At 71.4% G+C, this 8062-nt stretch carries 6 protein-coding genes; all 6 read right to left on the bottom strand.

Features of this window, described 5'->3' with window-relative positions:
* Positions 1 to 1320 (bottom strand): cytochrome P450 (locus tag ACLU3S_RS21180; protein ID WP_413953483.1); only part of this gene is annotated, 1320 nt, incomplete at its 3' end.
* Between the two features lie 56 nt (positions 1321 to 1376).
* Positions 1377 to 1997 carry a GTP-binding protein gene (locus ACLU3S_RS21175; protein WP_413953482.1) on the bottom strand — a complete coding sequence of 207 codons (621 nt, stop codon included), beginning with the start codon at positions 1995 to 1997 and terminating at the stop codon, positions 1377 to 1379.
* Positions 1978 to 2394, bottom strand: coding sequence for a DUF742 domain-containing protein (locus tag ACLU3S_RS21170; RefSeq protein ID WP_413953481.1), 417 nt, complete (start codon positions 2392 to 2394; stop codon positions 1978 to 1980). The genes ACLU3S_RS21175 and ACLU3S_RS21170 overlap by 20 nt, the downstream gene beginning before the upstream one ends.
* A complete protein-coding gene (locus ACLU3S_RS21165) occupies positions 2391 to 2795 on the bottom strand; it encodes a roadblock/LC7 domain-containing protein (protein ID WP_413953480.1) in 405 nt (134 codons plus the stop codon). The genes ACLU3S_RS21170 and ACLU3S_RS21165 overlap by 4 nt, the downstream gene beginning before the upstream one ends.
* On the bottom strand, positions 2792 to 4444 hold the full coding sequence (locus ACLU3S_RS21160) for a sensor histidine kinase (RefSeq protein WP_413953479.1): 1653 nt from the start codon (positions 4442 to 4444) through the stop codon (positions 2792 to 2794). Before ACLU3S_RS21160 ends, ACLU3S_RS21165 begins: the two co-directional genes overlap by 4 nt.
* Before the next feature lie 692 nt (positions 4445 to 5136).
* A complete protein-coding gene (locus tag ACLU3S_RS21155) occupies positions 5137 to 7989 on the bottom strand; it encodes a DEAD/DEAH box helicase (protein ID WP_413953478.1) in 2853 nt (950 codons plus the stop codon).
* Positions 7990 to 8062 lie beyond the last annotated feature (73 nt).

Here is an 8062-nt window from a genome sequence, read left to right as displayed (position 1 = left end):
GACGGCGGCGGCCATGGCCCGCGGCGGCAGGTCGACGTCCTGCTGCGGCTTGGGCTCGAAGCCCACGGGCAGGGCCACCAGGTGCCGGGAGGCGATGGACGAGCGCCAGCTCAACTCCTCCTCGGCGCATTCGAGTTGGACGTCGGGCAGCCGGGTCAGCAGGGCGTCGACGCCGACGTCGGCGATGGCGCGGCCGATGTCCTGGCCGGGGCACTCGTGCGGGCCTCCGCCGAAGGCGAGGTGCGAGCGGTTGCCCTGCATGCTCGCGGACAGGTCGGGCCGCACCCGCGGGTCGAGGTTGCCGGGTGCGGGCGCGAAGAGCAGCCCGTCGCCCTTGCGGATGCGCTGCCCGCCCAGCTCGGTGTCCTGCTTGGCGTAGTAGCCGAAAACGGTGCTGAACGGCGGCTCGTCCCACAGGGACTGCTCGATCGCCTCCGGCACCGTCATCTGCCCGCCGTTGAGCTGGGCGCGGAAGCCCGGCTCGGTCAGGACCATGCGCAGCGCGTTGGCGAGGAGGTTGGCGGTGGCCTCGTAGGCCGCGAACAGCACGAGGCGCAGGTGTTCGCGGACCTCGTCGTCGCTGAGCCCGGCCGGGTGGGTGATGAGGTGACTGGTGAAGTCGTCCTCGGGACGGGCGCGGCGCCGGGTGGTGAGCCGGCTGAGCGCGTCCATGACGTAGGCGTGGCTCTGGAGGGCGGTCTCGCTGCCCTTCAGCGCGTCCCGGGCCGCCTGCACCATCCGGTCGTTGTACTCCTCCGGCATGCCGAGGATGTCGCACATGACCGCCATCGGCAGATGCTCGGCGAACTGGGAGACCAGGTCGGCGCGGCCCCGTTCGCAGAAGCCGTTGACCAGGCCCTGGGTGTGGCGGCCGATGTGGCGGCGGACGCTGCGGTGGTCGATGGTGCCCATGGCCGCGGTGACGGCGGCGCGCAGCCGCTGGTGTTCGTCGCCCTCGGCGTGCGAGCAGATGGGCTGCCAGGCGATGTGCGGCATCAGCGGGTGGTCGGGCTTGACCATGCCCTCCAGCAGCGGGGACCAGATCCGGCTGTCGCGGGTGTACTGCGAGGGGCTGCGCACCATCTGGAGGTTCTCGGCGTGCCCGAGCACCACCCACATCGGGACGTCGTCGTGCAGCAGCACGGGGGCCACGGGGCCGTGCTGCTCGCGCAGCCGCTCGTAGAGGCCGTCCAGGTCCTCCGCGTCGGGGCCGTAGAGCCGGTGCAGTCCCCCGGGGCCGAGGCCGTGCGCCGGGCAGCCCGGCGGGGGGCCGGACTGGGTGGCGTGCGTACCGGTCGGGGTTTGGGGTTCAGGCGTCACAGTGATCGCTCCGGAAGCGGAAAAGCGGTAGGGGTCTGGGGCCGGTCGGCCGCGTGTCAGGTGAGGGCGCCGGACAGGGCGATCGAGTGCAGGAAGCGCATGAGGGTCATCAGTACGTCCTTGCTGGAGGCCCGGCGTCGCACGTCGCACTCGAGGATCGGGATCTCCGGGGTCAGGTCCAGCGCGGTGCGCAGTTCCTCGATCGGGTAACGGGGCGCGTCGGGGAAGGAGTTGACCGCGACGACGAAGGGCACGCCGCGTTCCTCGAGCCGGCCCATGACGTCGAAGCTGACTTCCAGGCGCCGGGTGTCGACCAGCACGACCGCGCCGAGCGCGCCTTCGAACAGTCCGTTCCACAGGAACCAGAAGCGCTCCTGACCGGGGGTGCCGAAGAGGTAGAGCACGAGTTTGTCGGTGATGCCGATGCGGCCGAAGTCCATGGCCACGGTGGTGGCCGTCTTCGAGTCGGAGCCGTAGTTGTCGTCGACCCCGATGCCGGCCTGGGTCATGGTCTCCTCGGTGGTCAGCGGTCTGATCTCGCTGACGGAGCCCACCATGGTGGTCTTGCCGACGCCGAAGCCGCCCACGATCACGATCTTCACCGCGGCCTGGGCCGTGTGCGGCAGATGGTCCTCGGTGCGGGGGCCGGGGATCGCGTCAGAGCTTTTGAAGTCCATGCATCACCGCTTCGAGGAGTGAACGGTCGGGGACCGCCCGGCGGACGATCGGGGCGCGCGCCTGCACCAGTTCGGCCGCGATCATCTCCGTGATCAGTACGGTCACCGCGCTGAACGGAAGGCTGAGATAGGCCGAGAGCTCGGCCACGGACAGCGGCGCCGTGCACAGCTGGAGCACTGCCGCGTGCTCGGGCGAGGCACCGGGCGCGGGCGCGCGGCGGGCCACGATCAGGGTCACGAGGTCGAGTTCGGCGCGGGCGCCGTCGGCGGAGCCGGTGACGGCGTAGAGCCGTTCGGGGTTCCGGGGCGGCGGCTGGCCGGCCGCGGGCGGGGACGGCTGTGGGGGCGGCGGGCTCGGCGGGTCCGGCCGGCGCCGTTTGCGTCGTGGAGGTGTCATACGGTCTGCCCGTTCCGCCGGGGTGGGCTGGTGAGATGGGCGCCGATCCGGACGACGAGGTCGCGCATCATGCCGCTCATCCGGCCCGGTTCGCAGGTGACGTCGGCGAGCACGGCGAGGTAGGCGTTGGCGCCCGCGTTCATGAGGTAGAAGTAGCCGCCTTCGATCTCGATGACGACGACCTTCATCTCGCCGGCACCGGGGATCTCCTGGATGATGGCGCCGGCCAGGCTCTGCATGCCCGCGCAGGCGGCGGCCACCCGGTCGGCGGCGTCGGGGTCGCCGCCGTACCGGGCGATGCGCAGCCCGTCGGCGGAGAGCACGACGATCATCTCGATACCCGGCACTCCGTCGTTCAGCTGCTTGAGCATCCAGTCGAAGTTGCCTCGCTGCTGGATCACTTGAGGTTCCCCTCGTCGTCGGCCTCGGTGGGGACGGCCGAATCATCGATCAGGTGCAGGTACTTGGTCGGATTGAGCGTGAAGTCGGTCAGTTCGGGTGCGGTGGCGTCCTCGGGCATGCCCTTGCGCAGGCCGTCGAAGAAGGAGTCGATCCACATGCCCGGCGGGCGCTCCATCAGCTTCTTGCGCTCGGGGTCGATCTCGGGCTCGGGCTCCGGCTTGGGCTGCGACCAGACGGTGGGCCGGCCCTCCCGCTCGGCCCGTTCGATGGCGGCCTGTTCGGCGATCCGCTGGCTGAGCGGTGTCTTCACCCGGCTGCGGCGCTGCGGCAGACCGCCCGCCGTCCACTCGGTGACCTCGGGGACGTCGTCCTCCATGGAGATCCCGGCGGGGATCTTGGGGCTGGTGGGGCGGCGCTTCTTGGGCGGGCGCTTGGGGCCCTCGACGGCGCCGAGTTCGGGAATGGGGATGCCGGTCGCGCCGATGCCGTGGGCGGCGCCGACGCCGGGTTCGGTGGTGGTCATCACGCGCGGCACGACGAGGATCGCGCGGACGCCTCCGTAGGCGGAGGTGCGCAGCGAGACCTCCATGTCGAACTGCTTGCAGAGCCGGCCGACGACGGCGAGGCCGAGCCGCGGGTTCTCGCCGAGGTTCTGCGCGTCGTCGCCGTTCTTGGCGTCCTCGATCATCTTCTCGATGCGGGCGCGGGACTCCTCGCTGAGGCTGACGCCGGCGTCCTCGATCTCGATGGCGATGCCGGTCTGCACCTCGGCGGCGGTGACGTGCACCTTCGTGGAGGGCGGCGAGTAGCGGGTGGCGTTGTCCATGAGCTCGGCGGCGGCGTGGATGACCGGCTCGACGGCGGTGCCCTTGATGTTGATGTTGCAGATGGACGCCAGGTGGATGCGCCGGTACTCCAGGATCCGGGACATGGCGCCGCGCAGTGTGCTGTAGAGGGAGACCGGCAGGGGCCACTGGCGGCCGGGGCGGCCGCCCCCGAGGACGCCGATGGTGTCGGCGAGCCGTCCGATCAGCGAGGTGCCGTGGTCCAGGCGCAGCAGGTCGTCGAAGACCTCGGGGTTGCGGCCGTGGTCCTCCTCCATCTCCCGCAGCTCCTTGGCCTGCTGGTGGACGATGGCCTGGACGCGGCGGGCGATGCTGACGTAGGAGCGCTCCGTGGCGTCGCGCATCGAGATCTCGTGGTCGACGCCGCGCAGCGCGATGCGCAGCAGCTCGCGGTACGACTCGGGCAGGGCGCGCAGCTCGGGGTCCACGTCGTAGACGTTGCGCAGCACCTCGCGCAGCACCTCGCCGGCCCGGAGCCGGGCCAGCGCGGTGGGCAGGACGTCGGTGGCGAAGCGGGCGATCAGCTCGTCGTGGGCGGCGAGCCGGTGCTCCAGATACGCGACGTGGCGGGCGTGTTCGGCCTGCTCCTCGCGGAGCCTGCGGCCGCGCCGGGCTGCCTCGGCCGCGGTGACGAGCACCAGGAACACGGCCACGGCTCCGCAGACACCCACGGCGATCCGGGCCGCGGCGGGTACCAGGGCGACGCCGGCCCCGGTCGCGGCGCCCATCACTAGGGCCGGTGGCAACAGCACGCGCGCGTAGGGACGTTCACGGCGACCGGGAGGCTTCTGAACACTCACCATGGATGCCTTCTGAGACGAGTCGGCTGGGTGTCGGAGGTGCGTTGGAGGGGAAGATTCATGGAACAGACAGGATGTACGGTGTGTTTGGGAACAAGCGCACGAATAACCTCAACTCGGTGCGCCGCGGGCGAGCTTAGTCCGACCGGATCATCGCCGTGTCATATTCAGCAAGCACCTGAAATCGCCCGTGGCCGAGGAGTACGCTCGGCTGCATTTATACGCTGAGCTTCTCTTCGTACGCGTTCGGTTACGACGTACGGGCGTGCGAAAGCGGCTCACCGAGAGGGGTGAAATCAGCTTCGGCGCGGGCCTCGTCTCGGGCAGATCCAGGCGTCCTGGCCCGCCCCGCCGGACCGGAACGTGCGGCTCCCGCTCCCCCGGGGCGCGCCGCCCGCGACGGCGGCGGCGGTCAACTGCGGGTGAGGGCCCTACGGTTCACCGCGTACGGCGGGGAACGCGGCGCACGACGCGCAGCGCGCCCTGTGGCTCCCGCGGGCGCAGCGACCGGGGCGCCGGCCGCCGGCCCTGGGCGGCGTGGCTCTCGCCGACGGCAGCCCAATCCCCGGCTTCCCCGGCGCACCGAGGGAGGCCGGGGACGTCACCGGGTACGGCGGCCGAAACCCTTCCTCACGGCAGCCGGCGCGGTGGCACTCCCCCGGCGCCGCTTCCCGCGGCGCCGGGCGTGGTGCCGCTCACCCCACCGACGAGTAGGCCACGACTCCCCGCAGCAGCTGGTCGACGGCCTTGCGCGCGGCCTTCGCCACGGTGGAGCCCTCGACGGGAGCCGCCGCGGAGATCTGCCCGAGCACGTCGATCACCTGCTTGCACCAGCGCACGAAGTCACCCGCGGGCATCTCCGCCTCGCGCAGCACCTCGTCCAGGGCCGTGCCCGAGGCCCACATGTAGGCGGCCCAGGCGAAGCCGAGGTCCGGCTCGCGCTGGCCGACACCCTCGGTCTGGTTGATGCGGAACTCCTCCTCCAGGCCGTCCAGCCTGCCCCAGATCCGCACCATCTCGCCCAGCGCGGCCTTCGCCTTGCCGGAGGGCAGCTTCGGTGCGAGCGCGTCGTCGCCCACCCGGGCCTCGTACACCAACGCGGAGACACACGCGGCGAGTTCGGCGGGGCTCAGGCCCTCCCAGACGCGCTCGCGCAGGCACTCGCTGGCGAGCAGGTCGAGTTCGCCGTACAGCCGGGCGAGCCGCTTGCCGTGCTCGGTGACCTCGTCGCCCCGCAGATAGTCCAGTTCGGTCAGCAGGGCGACGATCCGGTCGAAGGTCCGCGCGATCGTGTTCGTACGGCCCTCGATGCGGCGCTCCAGCTGCGAGGTGTCGCGCAGCAGCCGGTGGTAGCGCTCGGCCCAACGGGCGTGGTCCTCACGGTCGTTGCAGCCGTGGCAGGGGTGGGCCCGGATCGCCGTGCGCAGCCGGGCGATCTCCCGGTCGTCGGCGGCCTGGGAGCGCCGCTTGCGGACCCGGTCCGGGGGGATGTGCCCGGCCTTGGTGCGCAGCGCGGACGCGAGGTCCCGGCGGGACTGCGGCGAGCGCGGGTTGAACGTGCGCGGGATGCGCATCCGGTCCAGCGGTTCGACCGGTACCGGGAAGTCCATCGACGCGAGCCGCTTGACCTGCCGCTCGGCGGTCAGCACCAGGGGGCGCGGCCCGTCGAGGTGGTCGAAGCCGCGGTGGCCGTTGGAGCGGCCGGCCGGCAGGCCGGGGTCCAGGACCAGCGCGAGGCCCGCGTACTTGCCCGTGGGCACGTGGATGACGTCGCCGGGCTTGAGCTTCTCCAGGGCGACCGCGGCCTCGGCCCGCCGCAGCGCCGCGCCCTGCCGGGCCAGCTCCGTCTCGCGGTCCTTCAGTTCGCGGCGCAGCCGCGCGTACTCCTCGAAGTCGCCGAGGTGGCAGGTCATGGAGGCCTTGTAGCCGGCCAGGCCCTCCTCGTTGCGCTGCACCTGCCGGGAGATCCCGACGACCGACTTGTCGGCCTGGAACTGCGCGAAGGAGGTCTCCAGCAGCTCGCGGGAGCGGTGCCGGCCGAACTGCTCGACCAGGTTGACCGCCATGTTGTACGACGGCTTGAAGCTGGAGCGCAGCGGGTAGGTGCGGGTGCCGGCGAGACCCGCCAGGTGCTCGGGGCTCATGCCGCGCTGCCAGAGCACCACGGCGTGGCCCTCGACGTCGATGCCCCGGCGGCCCGCACGGCCCGTCAGCTGGGTGTACTCGCCGGGGGTGATGTCGGCGTGCTGCTCGCCGTTCCACTTGACGAGCTTCTCCAGCACCACCGAGCGGGCGGGCATGTTGATGCCGAGCGCCAGGGTCTCGGTGGCGAACACGGCCTTGACCAGGCCGCGCACGAACAGCTCCTCGACGACCTCCTTGAAGGTCGGCAGCATGCCCGCGTGGTGGGCGGCGATGCCTCGCTCCAGGCCCTCCAGCCACTCGTAGTAGCCGAGGACGTGCAGGTCCTCCGGTGCGATGTGGGCCGTGCGCTCCTCGACCAGGGCGCGGACCCGTTCCCGCGCCTCCTCGTCGTTGAGCCTGAGGCCCGCGTACAGGCACTGCTGGACCGCGGCCTCGCACGCGGCGCGGCTGAAGATGAAGGTGATGGCCGGGAGCAGGCCCTCCGAGTCCAGGCGCTCGATGACCTCGGGCCGACCCGGGGTCCACACGCGGGAGCGCTGTCTGCGCTCCCGCTCCCGGTCGGCCTCGCGCATCGCGCGGCCGCGTCTGCGGTCCTGGTACGACGGCCGGCTGGCCTCCATGCGGGCGAGGCGGACCAGGTCGGGGTTGACGGCCTTCTTGTGGCCCTCGCCCTCCTCGAACAGGTCGTACATCCGCCGCCCGGCGAGCACGTGCTGGAACAGCGGCACGGGCCGGTGCTCGGAGACGATCACCTCGGTGTCGCCGCGGACCGTGTCCAGCCAGTCACCGAACTCCTCGGCGTTGGAGACGGTCGCGGAGAGCGACACCAGGGTCACCGACTCCGGCAGGTGGATGATCACTTCCTCCCAGACGGCGCCGCGGAAGCGGTCGGAGAGGTAGTGCACCTCGTCCATGACCACATAGCCCAGGCCGAGGAGGGTCTGGGAGCCCGCGTACAGCATGTTGCGCAGGACCTCGGTGGTCATCACGACCACCGGGGCGTCGGAGTTCACGCTGTTGTCGCCGGTGAGCAGACCCACCTTCGCGCTGCCGTAGCGGCGGCACAGGTCGGCGTACTTCTGGTTCGACAGCGCCTTGATGGGTGTCGTGTAGAAGCACTTCCTGCCCTGCTGGAGGGCGAGGTGGACCGCGAACTCGCCCACGATCGTCTTGCCCGAGCCGGTGGGCGCGGCCACCAGCACACCCTTGCCCGCTTCGAGTGCCTGACAGGCCTCGATCTGGAAGGGGTCGAGGCCGAAGTCGTACATCTCGCGGAAGACCGCGAGCGCGGTGGCCTGCTCGGCTGCCCGCCTGCGGGCTGCCGCGTACCGCTCGGCCGGTGAGAGGTCCTCTGTCATCGTGCTTTCGAGCGTACCGGGCCCCACTGACAACAGGACGATCATTATCCGGAACGTGGGCTGATCGACAGGGACCCGGAAAAGACGGATGCCCCCGCCCGGCCGGGCGGGGGCGTTC

This window comes from Streptomyces sp. AF1A (genome assembly GCF_047340315.1).
Taxonomy (GTDB): Bacteria; Actinomycetota; Actinomycetes; order Streptomycetales; family Streptomycetaceae; genus Streptomyces.
The sequence above is the reverse complement of the archived record's forward strand: the minus strand, read 5'-3'. Positions and strand labels throughout refer to the sequence as shown.

Coding starts and splice junctions, on each gene's coding strand:
- ACLU3S_RS21160 (WP_413953479.1), bottom strand. CDS start 4,444: ATGGTGAGTGTTCAGAAGCCTCCCGGTCGCCGTGAACGTCCCTACGCG.
- ACLU3S_RS21170 (WP_413953481.1), bottom strand. CDS start 2,394: ATGACACCTCCACGACGCAAACGGCGCCGGCCGGACCCGCCGAGCCCG.
- ACLU3S_RS21155 (WP_413953478.1), bottom strand. CDS start 7,989: ATGATCGTCCTGTTGTCAGTGGGGCCCGGTACGCTCGAAAGCACGATG.
- ACLU3S_RS21175 (WP_413953482.1), bottom strand. CDS start 1,997: ATGGACTTCAAAAGCTCTGACGCGATCCCCGGCCCCCGCACCGAGGAC.